Annotated in this window: 21 protein-coding genes and 1 pseudogene; 6 read left to right on the top strand and 16 right to left on the bottom strand. The window is 67.7% G+C overall.

Features of this window, described 5'->3' with window-relative positions:
• Window positions 1-11 precede the first annotated feature (11 nt).
• Both FEF15_RS00110 and FEF15_RS00105 read right to left on the bottom strand, forming a co-directional pair.
• The gene (locus FEF15_RS00110) at window positions 12-587 is read right to left on the bottom strand and encodes a TetR/AcrR family transcriptional regulator (RefSeq protein ID WP_163557060.1); all 576 of its coding nucleotides are present in this window, start codon (window positions 585-587) and stop codon (window positions 12-14) included.
• A 112-nt stretch (window positions 588-699) separates the two neighbouring features.
• Window positions 700-1,806, bottom strand: coding sequence for a hybrid-cluster NAD(P)-dependent oxidoreductase (locus FEF15_RS00105; RefSeq protein WP_163557059.1), 1,107 nt, complete (start codon window positions 1,804-1,806; stop codon window positions 700-702).
• A gap of 281 nt (window positions 1,807-2,087) precedes the next feature.
• Here FEF15_RS00105 and FEF15_RS00100 point away from each other — a divergent pair, with 281 nt between their 5' ends.
• Window positions 2,088-3,374, top strand: a complete 1,287-nt coding sequence (locus tag FEF15_RS00100; protein WP_163557058.1) for an aromatic ring-hydroxylating dioxygenase subunit alpha — start codon at window positions 2,088-2,090, stop codon at window positions 3,372-3,374.
• Between the two features lie 168 nt (window positions 3,375-3,542).
• Here FEF15_RS00100 and FEF15_RS00095 read toward each other — a convergent pair whose 3' ends face one another.
• The 4 genes from FEF15_RS00095 to fdhA form a co-directional block, all read right to left on the bottom strand.
• On the bottom strand, window positions 3,543-3,797 hold the full coding sequence (locus tag FEF15_RS00095) for a hypothetical protein (RefSeq protein WP_163557057.1): 255 nt from the start codon (window positions 3,795-3,797) through the stop codon (window positions 3,543-3,545).
• Window positions 3,798-3,813: 16 nt separating this feature from the next.
• Window positions 3,814-6,690, bottom strand: a complete 2,877-nt coding sequence (gene fdhF, locus FEF15_RS00090; RefSeq protein ID WP_163557056.1) for a formate dehydrogenase subunit alpha — start codon at window positions 6,688-6,690, stop codon at window positions 3,814-3,816.
• A 4-nt stretch (window positions 6,691-6,694) separates the two neighbouring features.
• Window positions 6,695-8,413: an NADH-ubiquinone oxidoreductase-F iron-sulfur binding region domain-containing protein gene (locus FEF15_RS00085; RefSeq protein ID WP_205598447.1), complete on the bottom strand. Its 1,719-nt coding sequence runs from the start codon at window positions 8,411-8,413 to the stop codon at window positions 6,695-6,697.
• A gap of 267 nt (window positions 8,414-8,680) precedes the next feature.
• Complete coding sequence (fdhA, locus tag FEF15_RS00080; RefSeq protein WP_163557054.1) at window positions 8,681-9,874, bottom strand: formaldehyde dehydrogenase, glutathione-independent; 1,194 nt, start codon at window positions 9,872-9,874, stop codon at window positions 8,681-8,683.
• Window positions 9,875-10,040: 166 nt separating this feature from the next.
• On the opposite strand from fdhA, the gene FEF15_RS00075 reads away from it, so the two are divergent.
• Window positions 10,041-10,229 (top strand): hypothetical protein, encoded by a 189-nt coding sequence (locus FEF15_RS00075; protein WP_346427848.1) that lies wholly within the window; start codon window positions 10,041-10,043, stop codon window positions 10,227-10,229.
• A gap of 74 nt (window positions 10,230-10,303) precedes the next feature.
• Here the strand turns inward: FEF15_RS00075 and FEF15_RS00070 are convergent, their stop codons facing one another.
• The 7 genes from FEF15_RS00070 to FEF15_RS00040 all read right to left on the bottom strand — a co-directional run bounded on the left by FEF15_RS00070 (window position 10,304) and on the right by FEF15_RS00040 (window position 19,568).
• Window positions 10,304-11,113 carry an electron transfer flavoprotein subunit beta gene (locus FEF15_RS00070; RefSeq protein ID WP_163557053.1) on the bottom strand — a complete coding sequence of 270 codons (810 nt, stop codon included), beginning with the start codon at window positions 11,111-11,113 and terminating at the stop codon, window positions 10,304-10,306.
• Complete coding sequence (locus FEF15_RS00065) at window positions 11,103-12,389, bottom strand: electron transfer flavoprotein subunit alpha/FixB family protein (RefSeq protein WP_163557052.1); 1,287 nt, start codon at window positions 12,387-12,389, stop codon at window positions 11,103-11,105. Before FEF15_RS00065 ends, FEF15_RS00070 begins: the two co-directional genes overlap by 11 nt.
• Complete coding sequence (locus FEF15_RS00060; protein WP_163557051.1) at window positions 12,386-14,383, bottom strand: (Fe-S)-binding protein; 1,998 nt, start codon at window positions 14,381-14,383, stop codon at window positions 12,386-12,388. Before FEF15_RS00060 ends, FEF15_RS00065 begins: the two co-directional genes overlap by 4 nt.
• Window positions 14,384-14,558: 175 nt before the next feature.
• Entirely contained in the window at window positions 14,559-16,631 is a 2,073-nt protein-coding gene (dgcA, locus tag FEF15_RS00055; protein WP_163557050.1) for a dimethylglycine demethylation protein DgcA, read from the bottom strand.
• Window positions 16,632-16,642: 11 nt separating this feature from the next.
• A complete protein-coding gene (locus FEF15_RS00050; RefSeq protein ID WP_163557049.1) occupies window positions 16,643-17,188 on the bottom strand; it encodes a 4-vinyl reductase in 546 nt (181 codons plus the stop codon).
• A 61-nt stretch (window positions 17,189-17,249) separates the two neighbouring features.
• On the bottom strand, window positions 17,250-18,227 hold the full coding sequence (locus tag FEF15_RS00045; RefSeq protein ID WP_163557048.1) for a dipeptidase: 978 nt from the start codon (window positions 18,225-18,227) through the stop codon (window positions 17,250-17,252).
• A gap of 192 nt (window positions 18,228-18,419) precedes the next feature.
• Window positions 18,420-19,568: a GlxA family transcriptional regulator gene (locus FEF15_RS00040; protein ID WP_163557047.1), complete on the bottom strand. Its 1,149-nt coding sequence runs from the start codon at window positions 19,566-19,568 to the stop codon at window positions 18,420-18,422.
• Between the two features lie 278 nt (window positions 19,569-19,846).
• Between FEF15_RS00040 and FEF15_RS00035 the strand changes: the two genes are divergently transcribed.
• Complete coding sequence (locus tag FEF15_RS00035) at window positions 19,847-21,112, top strand: ATP-binding protein (RefSeq protein WP_163557046.1); 1,266 nt, start codon at window positions 19,847-19,849, stop codon at window positions 21,110-21,112.
• Window positions 21,113-21,135: 23 nt separating this feature from the next.
• Window positions 21,136-21,675 carry a response regulator transcription factor gene (locus tag FEF15_RS00030; RefSeq protein WP_163557045.1) on the top strand — a complete coding sequence of 180 codons (540 nt, stop codon included), beginning with the start codon at window positions 21,136-21,138 and terminating at the stop codon, window positions 21,673-21,675.
• A 25-nt stretch (window positions 21,676-21,700) separates the two neighbouring features.
• Here the strand turns inward: FEF15_RS00030 and FEF15_RS00025 are convergent, their stop codons facing one another.
• Both FEF15_RS00025 and hybE read right to left on the bottom strand, forming a co-directional pair.
• Window positions 21,701-22,471 carry a 3-hydroxybutyrate dehydrogenase gene (locus tag FEF15_RS00025; protein WP_163557044.1) on the bottom strand — a complete coding sequence of 257 codons (771 nt, stop codon included), beginning with the start codon at window positions 22,469-22,471 and terminating at the stop codon, window positions 21,701-21,703.
• Between the two features lie 83 nt (window positions 22,472-22,554).
• Window positions 22,555-22,995, bottom strand: coding sequence for a [NiFe]-hydrogenase assembly chaperone HybE (gene hybE / locus FEF15_RS00020; RefSeq protein WP_163557043.1), 441 nt, complete (start codon window positions 22,993-22,995; stop codon window positions 22,555-22,557).
• Window positions 22,996-23,081: 86 nt separating this feature from the next.
• On the opposite strand from hybE, the gene FEF15_RS00015 reads away from it, so the two are divergent.
• Window positions 23,082-23,912, top strand: a complete 831-nt coding sequence (locus FEF15_RS00015) for an inositol monophosphatase family protein (RefSeq protein ID WP_163557042.1) — start codon at window positions 23,082-23,084, stop codon at window positions 23,910-23,912.
• Between the two features lie 121 nt (window positions 23,913-24,033).
• Window positions 24,034-24,309: a GrxA family glutaredoxin gene (locus FEF15_RS00010; RefSeq protein ID WP_163557041.1), complete on the top strand. Its 276-nt coding sequence runs from the start codon at window positions 24,034-24,036 to the stop codon at window positions 24,307-24,309.
• Between the two features lie 109 nt (window positions 24,310-24,418).
• Here FEF15_RS00010 and FEF15_RS00005 read toward each other — a convergent pair.
• A pseudogene (locus FEF15_RS00005) lies at window positions 24,419-24,511 on the bottom strand (IS200/IS605 family transposase); the annotation flags it as partial.

Here is a 24,511-nt window from a genome sequence, read left to right as displayed (position 1 = left end):
GGTAAAAAAACTCACCCCGTGGCGGCGGCAAAGTAGAAGTCCAGCATGGCCTGCAGCGAGGTGGGGTCGCGACGCAGCCGCGTGCGCAGCGCCGCGCCCTCCCAGCAGTTCACCAACAGATCGGCCATGCGGCGCGACGCGAAGTCCGCCGGCAGGTCGCCTCGCTGGCGCGCCTCTTCCAGGCAGCCGGCAATGCGTTCGGCGATCGCGTTGAAGCACTGCTCGATCTTGGCCCGGAACACCTCGTTGACGCCCGAGAGCTCCTGACCGACCCCGCCGAGCATGCACCCCAGGTATCCCTCCTCGCGGTACTTTTCCTGGGTCAGCTCGAAGAAGCGGCGCACCCGTGCCAGCGGCGGCAGCGAACGATCCCCCAGGGTGGCATCCAGCCCCCGGTGCACTTCCACCATGTAGCACTCGATGAGTTCGAGGGCGAAGGCCTCCTTGCTGGGGAAGTAGTGGTAAAACGATCCCTTCGGCGTGTTCGTGGCCGTCAGCAGGGCTTGCACGCCAAGATCGTTGTAGCCATGCCGCAGAAGCATCTCGAGTCCCGCATCCAGCAGCCGCTGCTTCGTGTCTTGTGCCATGAGTCTCCCGTTGTCGCCTCCAATAGACCGACCGGTCTACTCTCAACCTAGCTCGCCCTGCCCGCTTGTCAAGGCGGGAGGGCGGATGCAACCAACCGGGGCTGCGGCATCTTCAGTAGTCGAGGACCACGTCACACCGCGGCTTGCTGCAACAGGAGAGGATGTAGCCCTCTTCGATATCCTCGTCGGTGATGCCGCCGTTGTGCTCCATGTCGACCTGCCCCGCGCTCAACGGAATCCGGCAGGTGCCACAGATGCCCATGCCACACGCCTTGGGGATGTGCAGGCCCAGCTTGGCCGCGGCCGCATGCACCGTCTCGCCGGGCTGGATGCGCACGCTCTTGCCGGTGGTGCTGAATTCCACGCGGATCATCTCGGCGACATCGACTTCCTCGGCTTCCGCCTCCGCCTGTTCGGCGTGCTCGAGCGCTTCCTCCTGGACCTCCACCGGGGTCGCGCCGAAGGACTCCTCGTGGTAGCGGCTCATGTCGTAGCCCTGGTCAGCGAGAAGCTGCCGGACCGCCTTCATGTAGGGGGTGGGACCACAGCAGAAGATCTCGCGATCCAGGTAGTCGGGCACCATCAGTTCCAGCATCGGCCGAGTCAGGAAGCCGCGAAAGCCGGACCAGATCTGGCCCAGCTCGTCGCTGCGCTCGCTGATCAGGTGCAGCTTGAATTCAGGGATGCGCGAGAAGATGTGCTCCAGCTCGCGGTGGAAGATGATGTCGCTGGGAGAGCGCGCGCTGTGCACGAACTCCAGGTCAACGGCGGCATTGGTGTCGAAGTACCAGCGGGTCATCGACATCAGCGGCGTGATGCCCACCCCGCCGGAGAGCATCAGCAGCTTGTCGGCCGGATAGTCGATGGCGTTGAAATTACCCACCGGGCCGTGCACCGCCAGCTCAGAGCCCGCCTTGAGGTGGTCGTGCAACCAATTGGAGACCTTGCCGCCGGGCATCCGCTTGACGGTGATCGAGAAGCTGTAGGGTACCGAGGGCGAACTCGAGATCGTGTAGGAGCGCATGATCGGCTCGCCCTCGATCTCCAGCTCCAGGGTCACGAACTGCCCCGGCTTGAAGAAGAACAGCACCGGCTGTTCGGCCATGAAGCAGAAGGTACGCACGTCCCAGGTTTCCTGGATCACCTTGACACAGCGCACCAGGTGGCGCCCGTTGGTCCAGGTCTGGGTCGTCACCGGATTGAGGAAGTTCATTGTCATTGTCGTCTCGCCAGGGTTGAGCGGGGAACGCCTCGACAGCCGCCACCGCACTGTCTGAGCGCATTCTGCGGCCTGTGGGTCCGTTGCGACTGTTCTGGCTACGACATCGAGATATCCATCACCCCCTCGCCGTCGCGACCCACCGCTGGTCAAGGTCGCTCGGGCATCGTTTCGGGTCGCTGGCGGACATGGGTACCCCAAGGCCGTGGCGCACACTCCGCTTGCGACACGGCGACGAACGTGCCCGGCATTCGCCCAACCAACAACGAGGAATATCTCCCATGTCTGCCTTTGACCCCGTCTCCCTCGATGATCCGCTGGCCAACGCGCGTCAGGAAGTGGCCGAGAGCCTGCGTCGCCGCCGGCCCAATTTCTCCCTGCCCCAGCCGTTCTACAACGATGCCCGGTTCTTCGCCCTGGACATGCAGGAGATCTTCGAGAAGGAGTGGCTGTTCGCCGGCATGACGTGCGAGATTCCCGCCAAGGGTAACTTCATGACCCTGGAGGTGGGCGACAACCCGGTGATCCTCGTGCGCGGCAGCGACGGCGCCGTGCACGGCTTCCACAACGTCTGCCGGCATCGCGGCTCGCGGCTGTGCGTGAAGGAGAAGGGCAAGGTCGCCAAGCTGGTGTGCCCCTACCACCAGTGGACCTACGAACTCGACGGTCGCCTGCTGTTTGCCGGCAGCGACATGGGCGAGCACTTCGACCTGGCCGCCTACGGCCTCAAGCCGATCCACGTGAAGAGCGCCGGAGGCTACCTCTTCATCAGCCTCGCCGACGAGCCGCCGGCCATCGATGACTTCCTGGTCACTCTCGAGCACTACCTGGAACCCTACGACATGGCCAACGTCAAGGTGGCCGTGGAGTCCTCCATCGTCGAGCAGGCCAACTGGAAGCTGGTCATCGAGAACAACCGCGAGTGCTACCACTGCAACGGCGCCCACCCCGAACTGCTCAACTCCCTGCAGGAGTTCGACGACACCGACGACCCGCGCGCCACCCCGACCTACAAGGCGCTTGTCGCGCGCAAGCAGGCCGACTGGGACACCCAGCAGGTGCCCTGGCAGCTCAAGCGCTTCGGCAAGCGCAACCGCCTGACCCGCACGCCCTTGCTCGACGGCACCGTCTCCATGACCATGGACGGCAAGCCCGCCTGCCAGATGCTGATGGGACGCCTCGAGAGCCCCGACATGGGGTCGCTGCGCATCCTCCACCTGCCCAACTCCTGGAACCACTTCATGGGCGACCACGCGGTAGTATTTCGTGTCATGCCGCTGGGCCCGCAGCAGACCCTGGTCACCACCAAGTGGCTGGTGCACAAGGAGGCCGTGGAGGGCGTGGACTACCACCCCGAGCAGATGCGTCACGTGTGGGACGCCACCAACGACCAGGACCGTCGCCTCGCCGAGGAGAACCAGCGCGGCATCAACTCCAAGGCCTACGAGCCGGGCCCCTACTCCGCAACCTATGAGTTCGGCGTGATCGACTTCATCGACTGGTACAGCGAGCGGCTGCAGGAGAACCTCGGACAGAGCGCCCCACAATTGCAGATGGTACAGGGCTGACGTATCCCCTCGCCGCCCTGACGGCGAGGGCAGCTTCCGCTAGCCGCCTACCCTTCAGGAAATCCTTGAACAACATGGGCCCGCCCCCCAAGGTCGGGCCCGTTGCCGCGCGCCGCCTTGCCCGATCCGGGCAAGGCGGCGCTAGGGTATAAGGCAATCCTGCGGGGATTAGTGACGCTCGCGCTCTTCCACTGCCGGGCGTAGGTTCTGCTCTAGCGCCAGACGCACCGAGGGCAGCATCACCTCGCGCTGGGCCTCGAGCTCGGCCACCAGCACCGCCAGCCCCTCGATACCCACCTGCTCGTGCATCAGCCGCGCCATGCGCGCGCAGGTCTCGGGACAGGCGCCGTCGGGAATGCGCACTCCCAGCGCCACCAGGCGCTGGCGGAAGTCGTCGCCGTCGATCAGGTCTGCGATCATCATCGTCCCACCCTCCCTATTACCGTTGTTCGACAGTATCGCCCATGGCGGTCGATGCTGCCCTGGACAGCCGAGCCGCCGCGTACTTGAACTCGGGGATCTTGCCGAAGGGGTCCAGTGCCGGGTTGGTCAGCACGTTGGCGGCCGCCTCGGCGTAGCAAAACGGCACGAACACCATGCCCTCCGGCATCGCCGGGTCGACGCGCGCCGCCAGCGTGATGCTGCCGCGCCGGGTGGTGATGGTGAGCGGCTCGCCGGGCGCCACACCCAGGCGGCGTGCTTCCGTTGGGGCCAGGCTTGCCACCGCGGCCGGCTCCAGATCGTCGAGCACGCGGGCCCGGCGCGTCATCGAGCCGGTGTGCCAGTGCTCGAGCTGGCGGCCGGTGGTCAGTACCACCGGGTAGTCGGCGTCGATCGGCTCATCCGGCGGTAGCGGCAATGTCGGCGAGAACCTGGCCTTGCCGCTGGCGGTGGGGAAGGCATCCGCATAGACCACGTCGGCACCGGGGGCGTCGTCCGCCGGGCAGGGATAGCTGACCGAGTGCTCGCGCTCGAGCCGCTCCCAGGTAATGTGGTCGAGCGAGGGCATGCCACGTTTCATCTCGGCGAACACCTCGCGGGGGTGCGTGTAGCGCCAGTCGAGGCCGAAGCGCCGGGCGATCTCCTGGATGATCCACCAGTCGGGCCGGGCCTCGCCCGGCAGCGCCACCGCGGCCCGCCCGAGCTGCACCTGGCGGTTGGTGTTGGTGACGGTGCCCTCCTTCTCCGACCAGCTGGAGGCCGGCAGGATGACGTCGGCGAACTGGGCCGTCTCGGTAACGAAGAGGTCCTGCACCACCAAGTGCTCGAGCCTGGCCAGGGCCGCCCGGGCATGGTCCAGGTCGGGGTCGGACATGGCCGGGTTCTCGCCCTGGATGTACATGCCGCGGATGGTGCCGTCGTGGATGGCGTGCATGATCTCCACCACCGTCAGGCCCGGCTGGTCGTCGAGCGGCGTGTTCCAGAGCTCCTCGAAGGCGGCACGCAGCTGGGTATCGCCCACCGGCTGGTAGTCCGGCAGCACCATGGGGATCAGGCCGGCGTCGGAGGCGCCCTGGACGTTGTTCTGGCCGCGCAGCGGGTGCAGGCCGGTACCGGGCCGCCCGGTGTGACCGCAGGCCAGCGCCAGCGAGATCAGGCAGCGCGCGTTGTCGGTGCCGTGGGTGTGCTGGGAGATCCCCATGCCCCAGAAGATCATCGCCCGCTCGGCCGTGGCGTAGAGGCGCGCCACCTCACGAATGGTTGCCGGCTCGACGCCGCAGGCAGACGCCATCGCCTCGGGGGTCATCTCGGCGACGTGGGCCTTGAGCGCCTCGAAGCCCTCGGTGTGCTCGGCGATGTAGGCCGCGTCGTAGAGCCCCTCGCTGACGATGACGTTGAGCAACGCATTGAACAGCGAGACGTCGGCCCCCGGCGTGAAGCGCACGCTGAGATGCGCATAGGCGTCCAGCGCCTGGCCGCGCGGGTCAAGCACGATGAACTTGGTGCCGCGCTTGGCGGCCTGCTTGAAGAAGGTCGCCGCCACCGGGTGGTTCACCGCCGGGTTGCAGCCGGTGAGAATCACCACGTCGGCGTTGGCCGCCTGCATGAACGACGCGGTCACCGCACCGGAGCCGATGCACTCCATGAGCGCCGCCACGGAGCTGGCGTGGCACAGCCGGGTGCAGTGGTCGACGTTGTTGGAGCCGAAGCCCGTGCGCACCAGCTTCTGGAACAGCCAGGCCTCCTCATTGGAGCACTTGGCGCTGCCGAAGCCGGCCAGCGTCTGGGGCCCATGGGCGGCCTTGAGGTCGACAAGCCCTCGGGCGGCCAGGTCCAGTGCCTCGTCCCAGCTCGCCTCGCGAAAATGGGTCAGCGGCTGGGCCGGATCGAAGTTCGGGTCGAGCCCCTTGGCAACGCCCTCGCGGCGAATCAGCGGGGTGGTGAGGCGCGCCGGGTGGTTGGGGTAGTCGAAGCCGAAGCGTCCCTTGACGCACAGCCGCCCCTGGTTGGCCGGGCCGTCCTTGCCCTCGACGAAGAGGATGCGCTCGTCCTTCCCGGGCTCGCCCTTGACGTGGTAGGTGAGCTGGCAGCCCACGCCGCAGTAGGGGCAGACGGAATCGACCTGGCGATCCGCCGCGGCGGAGTCGCCGCGCCCCTGCTCGTCGACCAGCGTCGCCTCCATCAGCGCCCCGGTGGGACAGGCCTGGACGCACTCGCCGCAGGCCACGCAGGTGCTGTCGCCCATGGGGTCGTCGAAGTCGAAGACAATCTTGGACGCCGCGCCGCGGTGGGCCAGGCCGATGACGTCGTTGACCTGCACCTCGCGGCAGGCGCGTACGCAGAGGTTGCACTCGATGCAGGCATCGAGATTGACACGCATCGCCGAGTGGCTGCTGTCGTGCCCCTGAGCGTGGCTCTCCGAACGCTCGCGCTCGGCGACATGGTGCACGGTGGGCGCTGTGCGCTCGTCCTGGCGGGGCAGCCACTCGCGCACCGCCGTGGCGTCCACGGCCAGCTGGTCGGCCATGGCCCAGAAGTGGCTCGAGCGGTCGGGGCTGGCCTCGCGCTGGGGCTGGTCGACGGCGAGCAGTTCGAGCACGCCCTCGCGAGCCACGCGGGCACGCTCGGAGGAGACGCTCTTGACCACCATGTCGGGGCGCGCCTCGCGGATGCAGCTGGCAGCCAGCACCCGCTCGCCCTCGATCTCCACCATGCAGGCGCGGCAGTTGCCGTCGGCGCGGTAACCGGGGGCGTCCAGGAAGCAGAGGTGGGGAATGGTCTCGCCGGCGCGCTTGGCCACCTGCCACAGCGTCTCGCCGGGATAGGCGCGCACTGCGCTGCCGTCGAGGGTCAGGGTGAAGCTCGTGTCACTCATCTTGTCACCCCTTGATGATCAGGTTCTGGGCGGCGAGTTCGCCGCGGAAGTCCTTGAGCAGCCCCAACACCGGATTGGGCGCCGCCTGCCCCAGCCCGCAGATGGAGGCATCCATCATCACCTGGGCGAGCCGCTCGAGTGCCGCGGCGTCCCACTGCTCGCGCTCGAGCAGCGAGAGCATCTTCTCGCTACCGACGCGGCACGGCGTGCACTGCCCGCACGACTCGTCGGCGAAGAAAGCCAGCAGGTTGGTGGCCACGCCGCGCAGGTCGTCCTGGTCCGACAGCACGATGAGCGCCGCCGAGCCGATGAAGCAGCCCTCCGCCTGCAGGGTGTCGAAATCGAGCGGGATGTCCGCCTTGCTCGCCGGCAGGATGCCACCGGAGGCGCCCCCCGGCAGGTAGCCGGCGAGGCGGTGCCCTTCGGCCATGCCGCCGCAGTAATCGTCGATCAGCTCGTTCAGGGTGATCCCGGCCGGCGCCAGGTGCACGCCGGGGCGCTGCACCCGCCCGGAGACCGAGAAGCTGCGCAGGCCACTGCGGCCGTGTCGCCCCTGGTCGGCGAACCAGGCCGCGCCGCGCTGGTGGATCAGCGGGATCCAGTAGACGGTTTCCACGTTGTTGACCAGTGTCGGGCGGTCGAAGAGCCCCTTCTGGGCGACGAAAGGCGGGCGATGGCGCGGCTTGCCGGGCTTGCCCTCCAGCGACTCGATCATCGCCGACTCCTCGCCGCAGATGTAGGCGCCGGCGCCGCGGCGCAGCACCACATAGCCCGGCTCGACGAGCCCTGCCGCTTCCAGCTCGGCAATCGCCTCGCGGAGCACCCGGTGCAGGCCGGGGTACTCGTCGCGCAGGTAGATGTAGAGCGCACAGGCCTCCACGGCCCAGGCGCTCACCAGGGCGCCCTCGAGGAAGCGGTGCGGCTCGCGCTCGAGGTAGTAGCGGTCCTTGAAGGTGCCGGGCTCCCCCTCGTCGGCGTTGATCGCGCAATACCGCGGCCCCGCCTCCTGGCGCACGAAGGTCCACTTCTTGAAGGTCGGGAAACCGGCGCCGCCCAGGCCACGCAGGTTGGCCGCCTCGAGTTCGGCCATCAGCGCTTCCACCGTGACGCGCCCGCTCCGGCAGGCGTCGAGCAGGGCGTAGCCCCCCGCGGCACGGTAGGCGTCCAGGCGCGGCCAGTCGATCGGTTCGGGATGCAGGTCACCGTCGGCCATAGCCGCCTCGACCGCCGGCGGGGTGGCATGACCGAGGTGGCGATGGCCCACCTCCACCACCGGTGCCGTCTCGCAGCGCCCCATGCAGGGCGCACGCAGCACGCGCACCGCGGCCGGGTCCAGGCCGGCCTCGAGCTCGGCCTTGAGGGTCGCCGCCCCGGCCAGCTGACAGGAGAGCGAATCGCAGACTCGCACGGTGATCGCCGGCGGCGTGGTCTGGTCGTCGTGGATGACGTCGAAGTGGGCGTAGAAGGTCGCCGTCTCGTAGACCGCCGCCATGGGCAGTTTCATGTAGGCGGCAAGCGCGCGCAGCGCGGCGAGCGGCAGGTGGCCGCGGCTGTCCTGGATGGCGTGGAGGTGCTCGATCAGCAGGTCGCGGCGTCGCAGTGCCGGCTGCTCGCGCTCGTCACCGAGCAGGCGACGCAGGGCGTCGAGCTCGCTGGGGTCGAGGTCACGCCCGCGGGGCTTGCCCCGCAGGCGGCGTTGGGGAGTCACGGTCTGGACGGTCATCATGGGCTCGTTATCGTCGTTGGGCGCCTTGGCCAATCATGTTGGCACCCGCCACCTGGAGGAACAATGTCTGGTCGACCGCGGTGCAGCCTGGAGATATCCCGAGGTCGCTTTGAGAAAAGCCCCGGTCGTGACCGGGGCTGTCGAGAGGACGACACTCGGCGCCCGCCGTCCCCTCAGGCGCCACGCTGCCGTGGGGGTCGATACCCCGAAATGGCTCACCGCGCCGCCTTTTGGCGCCAGCAGTCGGCCAGCTCGGTTTCTTCCTTACGCGGCCACGCTGCCGTGGGGGTCGATGACGAATTTCTTCGCCGCCCCGCCATCGAAGTCGGCATAGCCCTGCGGGGCCTGGTCGAGGGTGATCATCTGGACATTGACCGCATCGGCGATATTGACCTTGCCGAACAGGATCGCCTGCATCAGCGGGCGATGGTACTTCATCACCGGACACTGGCCGGTATGGAAGGAGTGGGACTTGGCCCAGCCCAGGCCGAAGCGCATGCTCAGCGCGCCCTGCTTGGCGGCGTCGTCGGCCGCGCCCGGATCCTCGGTCACGTAGAGGCCCGGAATACCGATCTGGCCGCCGGCACGGGTCAGCTGCATGGCCGAGTTGAGCACGGTGGCAGGGGCCTCCTTGCCGTGGTTGCAGCCACAGGCATGGGCTTCAAAGCCGACACAGTCGACGAAGCAGTCGACCTCACGCTCGCCGAGGATCGCCTCGAGCTTGTCGGCCATGTCGCCATCCTGGGTCAGGTCGAGGGTTTCGCAACCGAAGCTCCTCGCCTGGGCCAAGCGCTCCTCGATCATGTCGCCGACGATCACGCAGGCCGCCCCGAGGAGCTGGGCAGAGACCGCCGCCGCCAGGCCCACGGGGCCGGCACCGGCGATATAGACGGTGCTGCCCGGCCCCACCCCGGCGGTGACACAGCCGTGGAAACCGGTGGGGAAGATATCGGAGAGCAGGGTCAGGTCACGGATCTTCTCCATGGCCTGGTCGGTGTCCGGGAACTTCAGCAGATTGAAGTCGGCGTAGGGCACCATGACATATTCAGTCTGGCCGCCGACCCAGCCACCCATGTCGACATAGCCGTAGGCCGCACCGGGTCGCGCCGGATTGACGTTGAGGCAGATACCGGTCCGGCCCTCCTTGCAGTTGCGGCAACGACCGCAGGCAATGTTGAACGGCACCGAGACCAGGTCGCCCGGCTGGATGAATTCGACATCGCGGCCGCACTCGACCACCAGACCGGTGATCTCGTGGCCCAGCACCAGGCCGGACGGCGCGGTGGTGCGGCCACGCACCATGTGCTGATCGCTGCCGCAGATGTTGGTGGTGACGACTTTCAGGATCACCCCGTGGTTGCACTTGCGATTGCCGAGGGCGAGTTCCGGATAGGCGATGGATTCGACGGCGACCTGACCAGGCCCCTTGTAGACGACGCCGCGATTGGCTGCACTCATGGGTGATTTCCTTCGTCTTGTTGTGTTGCAGGGAGGGGGAGCGGCGCAAACGCCACCCACAGACCTTAGCGATAATGCTCAGCGGCACGCTTCCCCAATGAGTCATCGCGATGCCTGATTGCGACATCCCCCACACCCTCGGCACCCCGCTGGCGATCCTGCGGGGATGGCCTTCCGTCTGGTCAGGGCTGCGCGAGAGACGGGGCTCGACCTCGCAAGGACGAACGGGCATGTCCAGGCGCTGCGCACCGGCAGCACGGCGACCCTCAGCCTGATCGGGCCGCGTGGCAACCGCATGGCCCTGGATATTTCCCTGATGGGCTTCACCGACGCCAGCGGACGCATCGCGCCCTGACGTTCGTCCCTGCCCCGCACAGACGACAGCCCCGGCACCTGGCCGGGGCTGTCGTCGCTTGGCAGGCCGCGTGATCAGCGGCGCAGCACACCCTCTTCCTTCAGCAGCTTCAAAATCGCCTCGGCACCCTGCTCCGGCGTGACGCCGTCGAGCACCTGGCCGCTGCCACCCTCGGCCTTGGCCGCGGCGGCCTTGAAGCGGTCGCGGGCCGAGGCGGCCTTGACGATCTTGAGCCGCTTGGGGCGTTTGCGGGCCGGCTGTTCCACCCACTCGACGAGCTCGGCATCGGGCACCGCTTCGCCGACCTCGTGCACGGCCAACTGACCGCGCCGCGCCGGCCCGAAGGCGCTCTGGCGTGGCGCCGGAGCGGCGCTGTCCACGGTGAGGATAGCAGGCAAGCGCACCTGAAGACGGCGACGCTGGCCGCGTGGCAGGGCCTGCAGCAGAGTCGCCACCCCCCCTTCGACGCCCTCCACCTCGGCGACGGCGGCCACCAGCGGCCAGCCTAATCGCTCGGCGAGCAGGTAGGGGAGCAGCCCCGACGCTTCGCCGCGCTCGGCCCGCGTCCCGGCGATCACCAGCGTCGGCGGATGATCGGCCAGCACCTCGGCCAGTGCCGGTACCACGTCGCTGGACTCGGGCTGCTCGATCAGGGTCAGGGCATCGAACCCCATGCCCAGATAGCCGCGCAGCGCGGCGTCGCTACCCGCGTCCAGGACACCGGCATGGAGCAGCCGGACCTCGGCCAGCGGCAGTGCCCGGGCCAGCTCGACGCCGCGGGCGTCCTGATCGGCACGGCGCCCCCGGCCGGTCAAGGGGTGACAGCCCACGGAAACCAGCACCGTGATCGCCAGGGAGGGGCTCTTCTGGGGGTCAGGCCGCATGGCGCTTCTCCTCTCGCTCTTGCTCCACCAGGGTGACCAGGGCCTGGAGCACCAAGGCCGCATCGCCGATCACGGCGAGGTCGGCGCGCTTGATCATGTCGCAGCCCGGGTCACGGTTGATCGCCACCACCTTGTCGCAGCTCTGGATGCCCTGAAGGTGCTGGATGGCGCCGCTGATGCCCACCGCCACGTAGACCCGGGCGGTGACCCAAGTGCCGGTGGCGCCTACCTGGCGGTGGCGCGGCATATGACCGTCATCGACGGCCACCCGCGAGGCGCCCTGGGTGGCCCCCAGCAGCTTGGCAGCGTGGTGAAAGCCCTCCCAGTCGGTGACCCCGTTGCCCGCGGAGAGGATGAACCCCGCCTCGGCCAGCGCCACGCCGGCGGGGTCGACGGCGACCGGCCCCAGGTCCGCGATACGCGACAGCAACACGGGCAACGGCTGAGCCAGCGTCACGGGCTCGGCGGCATGACGCGTCTCGCTGACCGGCTCGGCGCATTCGGCCAGCGCCAGGGCCACCCGCGGCAACGGACGCAGGAAGTCCCGGGTGTTCGCGGCGCCCCGGGCGGTACAGCGCCAGCCGCTCCCGTTCTTCCCCCTGGCCTCGGCGTCGGCCTCCAGCTGCCAGACACCGGTGGCCGGCCGCTCGCCGAGGCGGGCCGCCAGGCGCCGTCCCAGGTCGGCGCCGCCGAGCGGGGAGTCGGGCAGTAGCCAGTGGCGCGGGGCCAGGTCGCGTTCCACAGCGGCAAGTACGGCCAGACGCGCTTCCGGGGCATAACCCTCGTAGGCGTCATCGCCGAGGTGCAGCAGGCGGTCCACGCCCGCCTCGCCCAGCGCCTCCTCCTTGTGGCTGCCGAAGAGCACCGCCAGCACCGCGCCGGGCCGCGCCGGATCGGCATCGGCCAGCTGGCGCGCCAGACCCAGCAGGTCGCGGTCGTGGCTCGACAGCCGACCGCCGCTCATGTCGGGCACTACCGCCACCAGGAAGGCGGGTGCCTCGATCGTCACCGCCTGGCGGCTGTCGCTGGCCGCGGTGCCGGTCGCGACCGTAGCCGGGCCGCCCTGCTGACCACCGCTGCGGTCGATGCGCTTGAGGCCGTTGGGGCCGATAAAGCCCACGGCATGGGGGTTGCGGCGCATCACGCCATTCGGCCCCAGCCACTCGCTCGGGGTGTTGCCCTGCCCAAGCACGGCAAGCACGCTCACGTGGTCGCGATGCAGCCGGTTGCGGGCGATCCACTCCCTGCGGGGATCGCGACGACGAATCTCGCTCATGATGCCAGCTCCTCGACACGGGCTTGGCCGGCACGGCCCTGCCCCTTGGCCATCTTGACGGGGAGTATCACCAGGGCGTCGGCCACCAGCTCGGCGATATCCCGCACCTCGGCTGCCTCCACTACCCCCTCGAGCATGGCGGTGCACTGCGGGCAACCCACGGCGACGAGCTCGGCTCCGGTCTCTCGCACGTCGTCCATGCGCATGTCGGGGATGCGCCGCTCGCCGGGGATATCGGTGAGCGGTGCCCCGCCACCGCCGCCGCAGCAGCGCGAGCGGAAGCCGGAACGCGCCATCTCGGTCACGGTGATGCCCAGCGCCCGCAGGACCTCGCGTGGTGCCTCGTACTCGCCGTTGTAGCGACCCAGGTAGCAGGGGTCGTGGTAGGTGACCGCCCCCCCCTTCCAGGGCGTGAAGTGCAGCTGCCCTGCTGCGTAGAGCTCAGCGATAAAGGTGCTGTGGTGAAGCACCGTATAGTGGGCATCGCCACCGGGGCCGCCCAGCTCGCGGTACTCGTTGCAGAGCACATGGAAGCTGTGGGGGTCGCAGGTGACGATGCGCTGGAAGCGGTACTTGGCCAGGGTGGCGATATTGCGCCGCGCCAGCGACTGGAAGGTCGCCTCGTCCCCCAGGCGCCGTGCCACGTCGCCGCTATCGCGTTCCTCGTCGCCCAGCACGGCGAAATCGACCTCGGCCGCACGCAGCACCTTCACCAGGGCCCGAAGGGTACGCTGGTTGCGCATGTCGAAGACGCCGTCGCCCAGCCACAGCAGCACGTCGACCTGGCCGAGATCGGCCATCCGGGGCAGGTTCAAATCCGCCGCCCAGTGCAGCCGCGAACCGGGATCGAAGCCCCCGGGGTTGTCGGTGGCGATCAGGTTGTCGAGCACCTCTGCCCCCTTGTTGGGGGTATTGCCATGCTCCAGCGTGAGGAAGCGGCGCATGTCGACGATGGCGTCGACGTGCTCGATCATCATCGGGCACTCCTCGACGCAGGCGCGGCAGGTAGTGCACGACCACAGCGTCTCGGCGTCCACCAGCGCCTTGCCCTCGCGCGCCACGATCGGGCCATGAGGGCCACCGGCATGTTCCCCCACCGGCTTGCCCGGATAGGGCGAACCAGCGTAGTGGGCATCGCTGCCGCCGGCCAGGCCGACCACCATGTCCTGGATCAGCTTCTTGGGGTTGAGCGGCTGGCCCGCGGCGAAGGCCGGGCAGACCGCCTCGCAGCGCCCGCACTGAACGCAGGCGTCGAAGCCGAGCAGCTGGTTCCAGGTGAAGTCGCTGGGCATCTCCACCCCCAGCTTGGCCTGGGGAGAGTCGAGGTCGAGCGCCTTGAGACCGGTGGAACGCCCCTTCCCTCCCGCCTTGGTGGAAAAGCGCTCCGGCCGGCGATGGAAGGCCAGATGCAAGGCGCCGGCGAAGGCGTGCTTCATGGGCCCGCCCCAGGTCATGCCGAAGACCATCTCGCCCAGGCCCCAGGCCAGTACCGCGGCCAGCGCCACGGCCAATATCCAACTGCCAGCGTCTTGCGGCAGCACGCCGACCGCCGGCAGGGTGATCAGGAATACACTCAGCGAAAACGCCATCAGGCTCTTGGGCAGGCGCATCCAGGGGCCCTTGGAAAGGCGCGCGGGCGGGTTGCGCCGCCGCCGGGCGACGAACAGGCTGCCGACGAACATGACGGCACTGGCGGCCAGCAGCGCCCAGCCGAGCACGCCCTGCGCCAGGCCGAGGCCATGTACCAGTATCATCAGCACGGCGGCGGCGACGAAACCGCCGGCGGTGGCCACGTGAGTGTTGGACATTACCTTGTCGCGCGCCACCACGTGGTGGAGATCCACCACGTAGCGGCGCGGCATGGCGGCCAGGCCCTGGAGAATCGGCACGGGTGACGGCCGCCCCTGGCGCCACAGGCGGATGCGCCGCATGGCGCCGATCACGGCCAGCGCCAGGGCGGAGAAGATCAGTATCGGCAGGAGGGTATCGAGCATGGTGCTCACCTCACGGCTTGCTATTGTTATTCGGCTCCGGGAGAAGCCGGCATGGTGAAAGCGTCATGAGCGACGGCCAGGCTAGGCGAAGTTCGGCGAGTCAGCGGAGTGGACTGGCTGCTCCATGAGCATGACGAGCCGAACGTCAACAACACCTGGCCGAGCGCAATAGCTTTCAGAGGTCTTTGCACAGCCGCAGGGCGTCATAAATGGCCGCATGCGTATTGCGCGGCGCGGTGCAGTCGCCCAAGCGGAACAGCAGATAACCGTCGCCCGGTTCACTCAGGCAGGGCTGCGCCTTGGCGGCATAGAGCGCCTCCAGATCCACCTGCCCGTGGTTGCGCGACTGCCCCTTGAGCGTGTAGTAGAGCGTCTCGTCCGGCCGCACGCCGTTTTCCACCACGACCTGGTCGACCACCCGCTCCTCGAGGGCGCCGGTGTACTCGTTTTCGAGTACCGCCACCAGGCCGTCGCCTTCGCGGTAGACCTTGTGCAGCATCAGGTCGGAGGTCATGATCACCTCCTTCTCGTAGAGGCTGCGGTAGTAGGTGGGGAAGGTGGTGCCACCCACCGCCGCACCGGGCTTGATGTCGTCGGTGACGATCTCCACCTTGGCGCCCTTGTCGGCGAGAAAATCCGCCGCCGAGACGCCGGCGAACTCACAGATGGCATCGAAGATCAGCACGTTCTTGCCCGGCGCCACCCGACCCGAGAGGATGTCCCAGGTGCTCACCACCAGGCTCTCCTCTGCGTTTTCCGAGTAGCCCCACTCGGGGAACTGGGAGAGGAAGGGCTGGCCGCCGGTGGCAAGCACCACGACATCGGGGCGCAAGTCGAGCAGGGTCGCCTCGTCGGCGCGAGTGCCGAGGCGCAGGTCGACGCCCAGTCGCGCAAGCTCGAGCTGGTACCAACGGGTGATGCCGGCGATCTGGTCGCGCTGCGGGGCCTGGGCGGCGATGGTGATCTGCCCGCCCAGGGCCTCGGCGGCCTCGAAGAGGGTCACCGCGTGGCCGCGCTCGGCGGCGACGCGCGCTGCCTCCATGCCGCCGGGGCCGCCGCCCACCACCACGACGCGGCGCTTGGGCCCTTCGCTCTTTTCGATGATGTGCGGCAGGCCCAGATACTCCCGCGAGGTGGCAGCGTTCTGGATGCACAGCACGTCAAGGCCCTGGTACTGGCGGTCAATGCAGTAGTTGGCACCCACGCACTGCCGGATCTGGTCCACCTGGCCCATCTTGATCTTGGCGATCAGGTGGGGGTCGGCGATATGCGCCCGAGTCATGCCCACCAGGTCCACATAGCCCCCCTCGAGGATGCGGCTTGCCTGGTTGGGATCCTTGATGTTCTGGGCGTGGATCACCGGCACGCCGACCACTTCCTTGATGCCCGCCGCCAGGTGCAGGAAGGGCTCCGGCGGGTAGGACATGTTGGGAATGACGTTGGCGAGCGAATTGTGGGTGTCGCAGCCCGAGCCGATCACGCCGAAGAAGTCGACCTGGCCGGTGGCGTCATAGTAGGCGGCGATCTGCTTCATGTCCTCGTGCGTCAAGCCGTCGGGGTGGAACTCGTCGCCGCAGATGCGCATGCCCACCGCGAAGTCGTCGCCCACCTCGGCGCGCACTGCCTTGAGCACCTCCATGCCGAAGCGCATGCGGTTCTCGAAGCTGCCGCCCCACTGGTCCTCGCGCTTGTTGACCCGTGGGCTCCAGAACTGGTCGATCAGGTGCTGGTGCACCGCGGAGAGTTCGACGCCGTCGAGACCGCCCTCTTTCGCCCGGCGCGCCGCCTGGGCGAAGTCGCCGACGATGCGCCAGATCTCCTCCTCCTCGATGGACTTGCAGGTGGAGCGGTGCACCGGTTCGCGGATGCCGGAGGGCGACATCAGCGTCGGCCAGTCGAAGCCGTCCCAGCGCGAACGCCGTCCCATGTGGGTGATCTGGATCATGATCTTGCCGCCGTGCCGGTGCACGGCGTCGGCGAGATTCTGGAAGTGCGGGATGATGCGGTCGGTGGCGAGATTCACCGAGCTCCACCAGCCCTGGGGACTGTCGATGGAGACCACCGAGGAGCCGCCGCAGATGCAGAGTCCGCAGCCTCCCTTGGCCTTCTCCTCGTAATACTTGACGTAACGCTCGGTGGTCATGCCCCCGTCGGTGGCGTAGACCTCGGCGTGAGCGGTGCTGACGACCCGGTTGCGGATGGTCAGCTTGCCGATCTGGATCGGCTGGAAGATCGCGTCGAATGCCATGGTGGTTCCCCTCAGCCCTGCGTTGCAGAAATCGGCTTGACGATGAAAACGCCCACGTCGCAGCCTTCCTCGGCCGCACTCTGGGTCTGTTCAGCGACGGTGCGCAGCCGACTGCCGCGAGCGGCGAGGATCTGGTCCATGGCACCGGCGAACCAGCCGGTGAACATGTACTCTGCCTTGTGACCGGTCTTGCCGAGCTGATAGACGAAAGCGCTGTGCTCCAGGCGCACCCGTGCGGTGCCGGCATCGAGGTCGATGGCTTCGGTGACGAACTTGCCCCAGCCCCGCTGAGAGAGGCGCGTCATGTAGTGCTCGAAGACGTCGACGCCCTCGAGGCCGTGCAGCTCGGCCTCCTTCTCGCACCAGTGCCAGGCGCTCTTGTAGCCGGCGTCGTAAAGGATCTGGGCGTACTTCTCGGCACCCAGCGCTTCCTCCACTGCCACATGGTTGTTGATGAAGAAGTGCCGCGGCACGTAGAGCATCGGCAGGGCATCGGTGGTCCAGACGCCGGTCTCGGCGTCCACTTCGATGGGCAGTTCGGGAGCCATCTTGGTCACGGTGATATTCCTCGAAAATCGTTGTTCTTGTCGCAGGTGATTCGCGAATCGGTTCGGGCCGTCAGGCGCCCCAAACATCCTTCAAAACCCGCACCCAGTTCTCGCCCATGATCTTGCGCACCACCGGCTCACTGAAGCCGCGGCGCAATAGCGCTTCGGTGAGATTGGGGAACTCGCCGATGGTGCGAATGCCCTCGGGGTTGATGATCTTGCCGAAGCTGGTCAGGCGGCGGGCGTAGCCCTTGTCGTGGGTGAGCCACTCGAAGAAGTCCTGGCCGTGGCCCTGAGTGAAGTCGGTGCCAATGCCGATGGCATCCTCGCCGACGATGTTCATCACGTACTCGATGGCCTCGACGTAGTCGTCGACGGTGGCGTCGATGCCGGCGCGCAGGAAGGGGGTGAACATGGTCACGCCGACGAAGCCGCCGTGGTCGGCGATGAACCTGAGCTCCTCGTCGGACTTGTTGCGCGGGTGCTCCTTGAGCCCCGACGGCAGGCAGTGGGAGTAGCAGACCGGCTTCTGGGACTCGAGGATCACCTCCTCGGAGGTCTGCGAACCGACATGGGAGAGATCGCACATGATGCCCACGCGGTTCATCTCGGCGACGATCTCCCGGCCGAAGCCAGAAAGCCCGCCGTCGCGCTCGTAGCAGCCGGTGCCCACCAGGTTCTGGGTGTTGTAGCACAGCTGCACGATGCCCACGCCGAGCTGCTTGAAGATCTCGACGTAGCCGATCTGGTCCTCGAAGGCGTGGGCGTTCTGGAAGCCGTAGAGGATGCCGGTCTTGCCCTCCTCCTTGGCGCGGGTGATGTCGGCGGTGGTGCGTACCGACCGGACCAGGTCGCTGCACTCGGCCATCAGCGCGTTCGACTTGACGATGTTGTCGACGGTGGCCTGGAAACCCTCCCACACCGAGACGGTGCAGTTGGCCGCCGAGAGGCCGCCGCGTCGCATGTCTTCGAACAGCTCGCGGTTCCACTTGGCGATGATCAAGCCATCGATGACGATGGCGTCCTGGTGCAGTTCGCTGGGGGTCATGTCGGGGTCTCCGTCGGGGGGCGTTGCCTGCCGGCAGCATAGCGCCGGGCCGTGCGCGGCACGCCCGCTGGAAACGACGGCGAGGATTCCAAAAGCGTCACCCCGTCGCCGACATGGCGCATCCGACGGGCACGCGCAAAAGAGGCCGCGCAGGCGGCCTCTTCAGGGCAAGGAGAGGGACGAACGCTCGGGTCAGTTGCCGACGGCCACGCTGGCGTAGGTGGGCTCGCCACGCGCCTGGTCGAGGGCCACGATGGCGCCGGAAACCGGCTCCTCGTTGATGGCCTCGAAGGCCGCCTGGCTGAACAGGCCCTCGGCTTCGCTGCGCTTGAGGCGCACCGGCGGGGCCAGGTAGCCGAGCCGCTCGTCGCGCGGGGGAATGCCGAAGAACTCCCGGTAGCACTTGGAGAAGTGCGGTGTGGAAACGAAGCCGCACGCCGAGGCCACCTCTATGATCGACATCGCCGTCTGCTTGAGCAGCTGGCGCGCCCGGGTCAATCGCAGCTTGAGGTAGTAGCGCGAGGGCGAACAGCGCAGGTTCTTCTGGAACAGCCGTTCCAGCTGACGACGCGACACACCGACGTAGCAGGCCAGCTCGTCGAGCGCGATGGGCTCCTCGAGGTTGGCCTCCATGAGCGCCACGATCTCCAGCAGCTTGGGCTGGTTGGTGCCCAGCACGTGGCGCAGCGGAATGCGCTGCTGGTCCTGGTCGCTGCGCACCCGCTCGCAGATGAACATCTCGGAAATGCCGGCCGAGAGTTCGCGGCCGTGGTCGCGACAGATCAGGTTGAGCATCATGTCGAGCGGCGCCGCGCCCCCCGAGCAGGTCGCCCGGTCACGGTCGATGCAGAACAGCCGCGTGGTCAGCTCGACGCGCGGAAAGGCCTCGCGCATCGCTGCCATGCACTCCCAGTGGGTGCTGACATCGTAGCCGTCGAGCAGCCCAGCCTTGGCCAGCGCCCAGCTGCCGGTACAGATCGCCCCCAGGCGCCGCGACAGGCGCGCCTGACCCTGCAACCAGCTGACGTGCTCGCGCTGCACACTGCGATGCGGGCCCACCCCGCCACAGACGATCACCATGTCCAGGCCGAGCGGCGTGCGCAGCGAGACGTCCGGCGTCACCGTCAGGCCATCGCTGGCGCTGACCGGCTGACCGTCCGAGGTGAGGGTATACCAGCGGTAGAGCTCGCTGCCGGCAAGCTGGTTGGCCATGCGCAACGGCTCGATGGCCGAGGCCAGCGAGATCAGGGTGAAGTTTTCCAGCAGCAGAAAACCGATAACCTGGGTCTTCTGCGGGGTGGGGGTGATGTTCCGAGACGTCGCGCGCGATGCCGTCGACATGGATTGATTCTCCCGCCTGGCCAGGCTCGTCACGGAAGCCTGGGTACCGTTGTTGTTATCCACCCTGGGGACGCGCGGCCGAGGCAATCACGACAGCCGTGTCGTATTCAGGCATGTGAAGCCAGAATATCCAAAGCCGGGAAGGCAGGCTTATCGTATTTTTCTTCGGTGCGGTCCGGCATCGATTGTCTGCGACAATCGGACCTCGTCGCCGCGCTACCCCTGCCGACACCGACACGACGCGCTATCATGGGGCCGTTCGCTGTCACGGAGCCACCATGCCCGCTGCCCTGCCCCTGCCGCTGTCGACCCCGAGCCGCAACCTGGTCCGCCTGACCATCGTGCGCGGCATCACCTGGACCGGGTTTCTCGCCGCCATCATCATCGGCATCGAACTGCTCAACTTCGACCTGCAGGTGGGAGCGGTGATCGGAGTGGTGGTGGCCATGGGGTTGATCAATCTCTTTACTTGGTGGCGCCTGGGGCGTCCCTGGGCGGTCACCCATGCCGAGAACCTGCTCCACCTGCTCGCCGACCTGGTGGGCTTGACGCTGCTGTTCTACTTCACCGGCGGCGCCACCAACCCCTTCATCACCTACTACCTGGTCCCGGTGACCATCGCCGCCGCCACCCTGCCCTGGCACTGCGCCTGGATCATCGCCGCGGTGGCGCTGCTCGCCTACACCCTGCTGCTGTTCGCCTATCATCCGGTGCCACCGTTCACCCAGCCCTATGGCGACGACAGCGTCAATCTGCACGTGGTGGGGATGTGGCTGAACTTCGCGCTCTCCGCCGGCCTGGTCTCCTTCTTCATCTACAAGATGGCGCACGCCCTGCGTCACCGCGACCAGGCCCTGTCGCGCACCCGCGAGGCGGCCCTGCGCAACGAGCAGGTGCTGGCGGTCGCCACCCAGGCGGCGGGCACCGCGCATGAGCTGGGCACGCCCCTGTCGACCATGGCGGTGCTGCTCAGCGAAATGCGCGAGGACGCCGGCAACAACCAGCCGCTGCGCCAGGACATCGACCTGCTGCGCCAGCAGGTCGAGCTGTGCAAGTCGCGCCTGCGCCACCTGGTGGACAGTGCCGACCGTCGCCGCATGGCGGTGCCGGAACGCCGCGACGCCCGCGACTGGCTGACCGGCGTGGTGCAGCGCTGGCTGGTACTGCGCCCCGATGTCAGCCACCACCTGGCGGTCGCCGAGCATCGCGGTACGCCCTGGCTGACGGTGGACGCCACCCTCGACCAGGCCCTGACCAACCTGCTCAACAACGCCGCCGACGCCAGTCCCGACAACATCCGCATCTCGCTGGAGTGGACCGCCGACGAGGTGGTGATCGACATCCGCGACCACGGCCCTGGCGTGGCCATGGCCATTGCCGACCAGCTGGGCGAGACCTTCGTGTCGACCAAGAGCAAGGGCTTGGGCATCGGCCTGTTTCTCACCCACGCCACCATCAACCGCTTCGGCGGTGGCGTGAGCCTGTACAATCACCCCGAGGGGGGCACACTCACGGAAGTGATCCTGCCTCGCAGCCACCCCTGAGCCACACACACGACGAGGTCGCCATGCAAGATTCCGATGCCCGCCTGCTGATCATCGACGACGACGAGATGTTCTGCCATGTGCTGTCGCGCGCCCTGACGCGGCGCGGTTTCGAGGTTCTGGTGGCCCACGACGCCGACCAGGCGCTGAGCCTGGCACAGCAACACCATCCGGAGATCGCCACCCTCGACCTCAAGCTGGAACACAGCTCCGGTCTCAAGCTGCTGCCCGAGCTGCTCGAGGTGGTACCCGACTGCGGGGTGGTGGTGCTGACTGGCTACTCGAGCATCGCCACGGCCGTGGAAGCCATCAAGCTGGGTGCGGTGAACTACCTGTGCAAGCCGGCGGACGCCGACGAGATTCTCGCGGCCCTGGGCCGCGAGGCGGGCGACCCGGACGCCGAGGTGGCCGACAGCCCGCCGTCGATCAACCGGGTTGCCTGGGAACACATCCAGAAAGTCCTGCAGGAGCACGACGGCAACATCTCCGCCACCGCCCGGGCCTTGGGGATGCACCGGCGCACCCTGCAGCGCAAGCTGCAGAAGCGCCCGGTGCGGCGGTAAGCAGTACTCTGGAATCGCTGCGTGGTTACTGAGCCGTCCAGCCCAGATCGATGTTCCAGCTCGAGCCGGTCACCGCGCTGGCGGCATCCGAGGCGAGGTAGGCCACCAGTTGGGCCACTTCCTTGGGGTCGATCAGGCGCTTGATGGCGGCATTCTTTAGCATGACCTGCTCAATGACCTCCTGCTCGTTCATGCCGTGCAGCTTGGCCTGATCGGCGATCTGGTTGTCCACCAAGGGCGTCTTGACGTAGGCGGGGCAGATGGCGTTGGCGGTGATCCCCTGGGCGCCGCCCTCCAGGGCCGCGGTCTTGGTAAAGCCGATCAGACCGTGCTTGGCGCTGATGTAGGCCGCCTTGCCGGGCGAGGCCACCTGGGCATGGACCGAGGCGATGTTGACGATCCGTCCCCAGCCGTTGTCGCGCATGGAGGGCCAGCAGGCCTGGCTCAGCAGGAAGGGCGCGGTCAGCATCAGGTCGATGATCTGGCGCCACTTGGCTTCCGGGAAATCCTCGATGGGCGAGACATGCTGGATACCGGCATTGTTGACCAGGATATCGACCCGGCCGAAGCGCTTGACGGCCTCGTTAACGGCCGCCTGGCAGGCCTGGGCGTCGGTCAGGTCGGCCTGGAAGAACACCGCCCCCACGGCTTCCGCCTTCTCGGCGGCCTGCGGGTTGAAGTCCACGGCGAGCACCTGGTGGCCCAACTCCCGGAAATGGTTGACGACGGCCTCGCCGATACCGCTGGCGGTACCGGTGACCAGGGCCACGCGCGGGGTGGTCATCGCTTGTGTCATGAAGGATCCTCTCTGCATGGGGTCGTGGGAATGCGGCAGTGCAAGGCGTCCAGCATAAGCATCGCCTCGCGTTGACGCCAGCCTCACGCCTCGGGGGCCATCACCCGGCTCATCAGGCGCTGGGCAAGGCGACTCGCCTCCTCCGGCGCCTCCAGGTCCGACAGGTCGTCGAGCAGCTCGCAGCGCCACAGCCAGGTGCCGTCGGAGAGACGCTCGGCGATGAAGGGGTAGCGCCCCGATGGGAAGGAAAACGGCTGATAGTCACCGGGCTCCGGCGAAGGGGTGTCCGGCTCGGCGGGCACCAACACCAGCGACAGCGATACCGGCGTGACCAGCGCACCGGCCAGATAGGTCGCCGGGCGATCGTCCGGCTGCGAGGGCGTGAAGCGCTGGAAGCAGAGTGCGTCCACCCCCAGCCGGGGGTTGGCGCGGGAAGTGGCCGCCAGGTCAGTGGCCTGCTCCTGCTCCCAGGCCGACGCAAGGCGACGCAATCGCGCGTACTGATCGGGGCTGAGGCTCTGCATGGCGTCTCCTTCCTGGCAAGGTGCGCGTTCGGCACGGGGCGATACGGCTGCTATTCTGGCAGTTCACCCCGCGACGAGGAATGCCCATGCGCCCCCAGGAACGCCTCGATCTGGCGGAGGCCATCGCCCGGGAAGCGGGCGAACGCATCATCGATGCCCGCCGCGAGCACAGCTTCAGCCACCACTTCAAGCAGGGAGATGAACTGGTCACCGATGTCGACGTCGCGGTCGACACCCTGATCAGCGAACGCCTGGCCGCGCAGCTGCCCGATGAGGCGAGACTCAGCGAAGAACTCGCCCCGGAGCGCGACCATATGGCCGACGCCGACGCCCTCTGGGTCATCGACCCCATCGACGGCACCGTGAACTTCGCCCACGGCCTGCGCCACGTGGCAGTCTCCATCGCCTGGGCCAGCAAAGGCGAGGTGTGCCTCGGCGTGGTGCACGCGCCCTTTCTCGGCGAGACCTTCACGGCACTCAAGGGCCAGGGCGCGTGGTGCAACGGCAAGCCGATTCGCGCCAGCCACGCCACCGAACTCGAGCGCTGCCTGGTAGGGACCGGTTTCCCCTATCGCCGCGACAGTCGCCCGCCGCTCATTCGCCGGCTGATGGCGGTGCTCACCCACTGCCGCGACGTGCGCCGCAACGGTGCCGCGGCGCTGGACCTGTGCGACGTGGCCTGCGGCCGCCTCGACGCCTACTACGAGAGCGTCTCGCCCTGGGATTTCGCGGCGGGCTGGCTGATCGCCCGCGAGGCCGGTGCGCGCACCGACCACCTCTATCCCTGTCCCGAGGGCATCCCGGCGGACCTCTACGGCGAAAACCTGCTGGTGGCAAGTCCCGAGGTGCACGCCGAGCTTGCCGATCTGCTGCGCGCGGCGGACGCCAATCAGCTCGACGAGGCCCGCGAACCCTAGCTCGACCAGCCCTAGTCCCGGCCCCCATAGCCCTCGCCAATGGCACGGCTAGCGTGCCGCTATTGGCGGCCTTTGCCGCGATCGGTCAGAATGAGCGCCGAACCTGCAAGGAGAAACGCCAATGTTCGTCGTGATCTACGGTCGCCCCGGCTGCCCCTTCTGCGTACGCGCCCAGGCGCTGGCCGAGCGGCTAGAAGACGCCGGTGCCATCGACGGCCAGCGCTACGTGGACATCTGGGCCGAGGGCATCAGCAAGGCCGACCTCGCCGAGCGTATCGGCAAGCCGGTACACACCATCCCGCAGATCTTCGTCGACCAAGAGCACGTGGGCGGATTCACCGAGTTCGACCGCTACGTGCGCGAGCATGCCCTGCTCGCCTCGGGCAGCCCTGCCTGAAGGCCTGTCGCTCTTCCCATCCAGCGCGTTTGACTCCCGTTTAGCAAAATCCGCGTGTAACCCCCCTGCCCACTCGGGCGGGGATACAAGCGGGAGCCGCGCAGCGGCTCTATTCTGGCGTTTTCTGCCCTTGCACATAGCCCTTGAGCGTCTCGATGGTTGCGCCTCCTGCACTGCACGCAACATACGATCTCGACCACAG

This window comes from Halomonas sp. NO4 (assembly GCF_010994375.1).
Taxonomy (GTDB): Bacteria; Pseudomonadota; Gammaproteobacteria; order Pseudomonadales; family Halomonadaceae; genus Halomonas.
Note: the sequence above shows the minus strand (reverse complement) of the source record. Positions and strands in the feature narration are given on the sequence as shown.

What these genes read in the sequence shown, in the direction of transcription:
- FEF15_RS00110 (WP_163557060.1), bottom strand. Translation starts at nt 587, where the DNA reads ATGGCACAAGACACGAAGCAGCGGCTGCTGGATGCGGGACTCGAGATG.
- FEF15_RS00105 (WP_163557059.1), bottom strand. Translation starts at nt 1,806, where the DNA reads ATGACAATGAACTTCCTCAATCCGGTGACGACCCAGACCTGGACCAAC.
- FEF15_RS00100 (WP_163557058.1), top strand. Translation starts at nt 2,088, where the DNA reads ATGTCTGCCTTTGACCCCGTCTCCCTCGATGATCCGCTGGCCAACGCG.
- FEF15_RS00095 (WP_163557057.1), bottom strand. Translation starts at nt 3,797, where the DNA reads ATGATGATCGCAGACCTGATCGACGGCGACGACTTCCGCCAGCGCCTG.
- fdhF (WP_163557056.1), bottom strand. Translation starts at nt 6,690, where the DNA reads ATGAGTGACACGAGCTTCACCCTGACCCTCGACGGCAGCGCAGTGCGC.
- FEF15_RS00085 (WP_205598447.1), bottom strand. Translation starts at nt 8,413, where the DNA reads ATGACCGTCCAGACCGTGACTCCCCAACGCCGCCTGCGGGGCAAGCCC.
- fdhA (WP_163557054.1), bottom strand. Translation starts at nt 9,874, where the DNA reads ATGAGTGCAGCCAATCGCGGCGTCGTCTACAAGGGGCCTGGTCAGGTC.
- FEF15_RS00075 (WP_346427848.1), top strand. Translation starts at nt 10,041, where the DNA reads ATGGCCTTCCGTCTGGTCAGGGCTGCGCGAGAGACGGGGCTCGACCTC.
- FEF15_RS00070 (WP_163557053.1), bottom strand. Translation starts at nt 11,113, where the DNA reads ATGCGGCCTGACCCCCAGAAGAGCCCCTCCCTGGCGATCACGGTGCTG.
- FEF15_RS00065 (WP_163557052.1), bottom strand. Translation starts at nt 12,389, where the DNA reads ATGAGCGAGATTCGTCGTCGCGATCCCCGCAGGGAGTGGATCGCCCGC.
- FEF15_RS00060 (WP_163557051.1), bottom strand. Translation starts at nt 14,383, where the DNA reads ATGCTCGATACCCTCCTGCCGATACTGATCTTCTCCGCCCTGGCGCTG.
- dgcA (WP_163557050.1), bottom strand. Translation starts at nt 16,631, where the DNA reads ATGGCATTCGACGCGATCTTCCAGCCGATCCAGATCGGCAAGCTGACC.
- FEF15_RS00045 (WP_163557048.1), bottom strand. Translation starts at nt 18,227, where the DNA reads ATGACCCCCAGCGAACTGCACCAGGACGCCATCGTCATCGATGGCTTG.
- FEF15_RS00040 (WP_163557047.1), bottom strand. Translation starts at nt 19,568, where the DNA reads ATGTCGACGGCATCGCGCGCGACGTCTCGGAACATCACCCCCACCCCG.
- FEF15_RS00035 (WP_163557046.1), top strand. Translation starts at nt 19,847, where the DNA reads ATGCCCGCTGCCCTGCCCCTGCCGCTGTCGACCCCGAGCCGCAACCTG.
- FEF15_RS00030 (WP_163557045.1), top strand. Translation starts at nt 21,136, where the DNA reads ATGCAAGATTCCGATGCCCGCCTGCTGATCATCGACGACGACGAGATG.
- FEF15_RS00025 (WP_163557044.1), bottom strand. Translation starts at nt 22,471, where the DNA reads ATGACACAAGCGATGACCACCCCGCGCGTGGCCCTGGTCACCGGTACC.
- hybE (WP_163557043.1), bottom strand. Translation starts at nt 22,995, where the DNA reads ATGCAGAGCCTCAGCCCCGATCAGTACGCGCGATTGCGTCGCCTTGCG.
- FEF15_RS00015 (WP_163557042.1), top strand. Translation starts at nt 23,082, where the DNA reads ATGCGCCCCCAGGAACGCCTCGATCTGGCGGAGGCCATCGCCCGGGAA.
- FEF15_RS00010 (WP_163557041.1), top strand. Translation starts at nt 24,034, where the DNA reads ATGTTCGTCGTGATCTACGGTCGCCCCGGCTGCCCCTTCTGCGTACGC.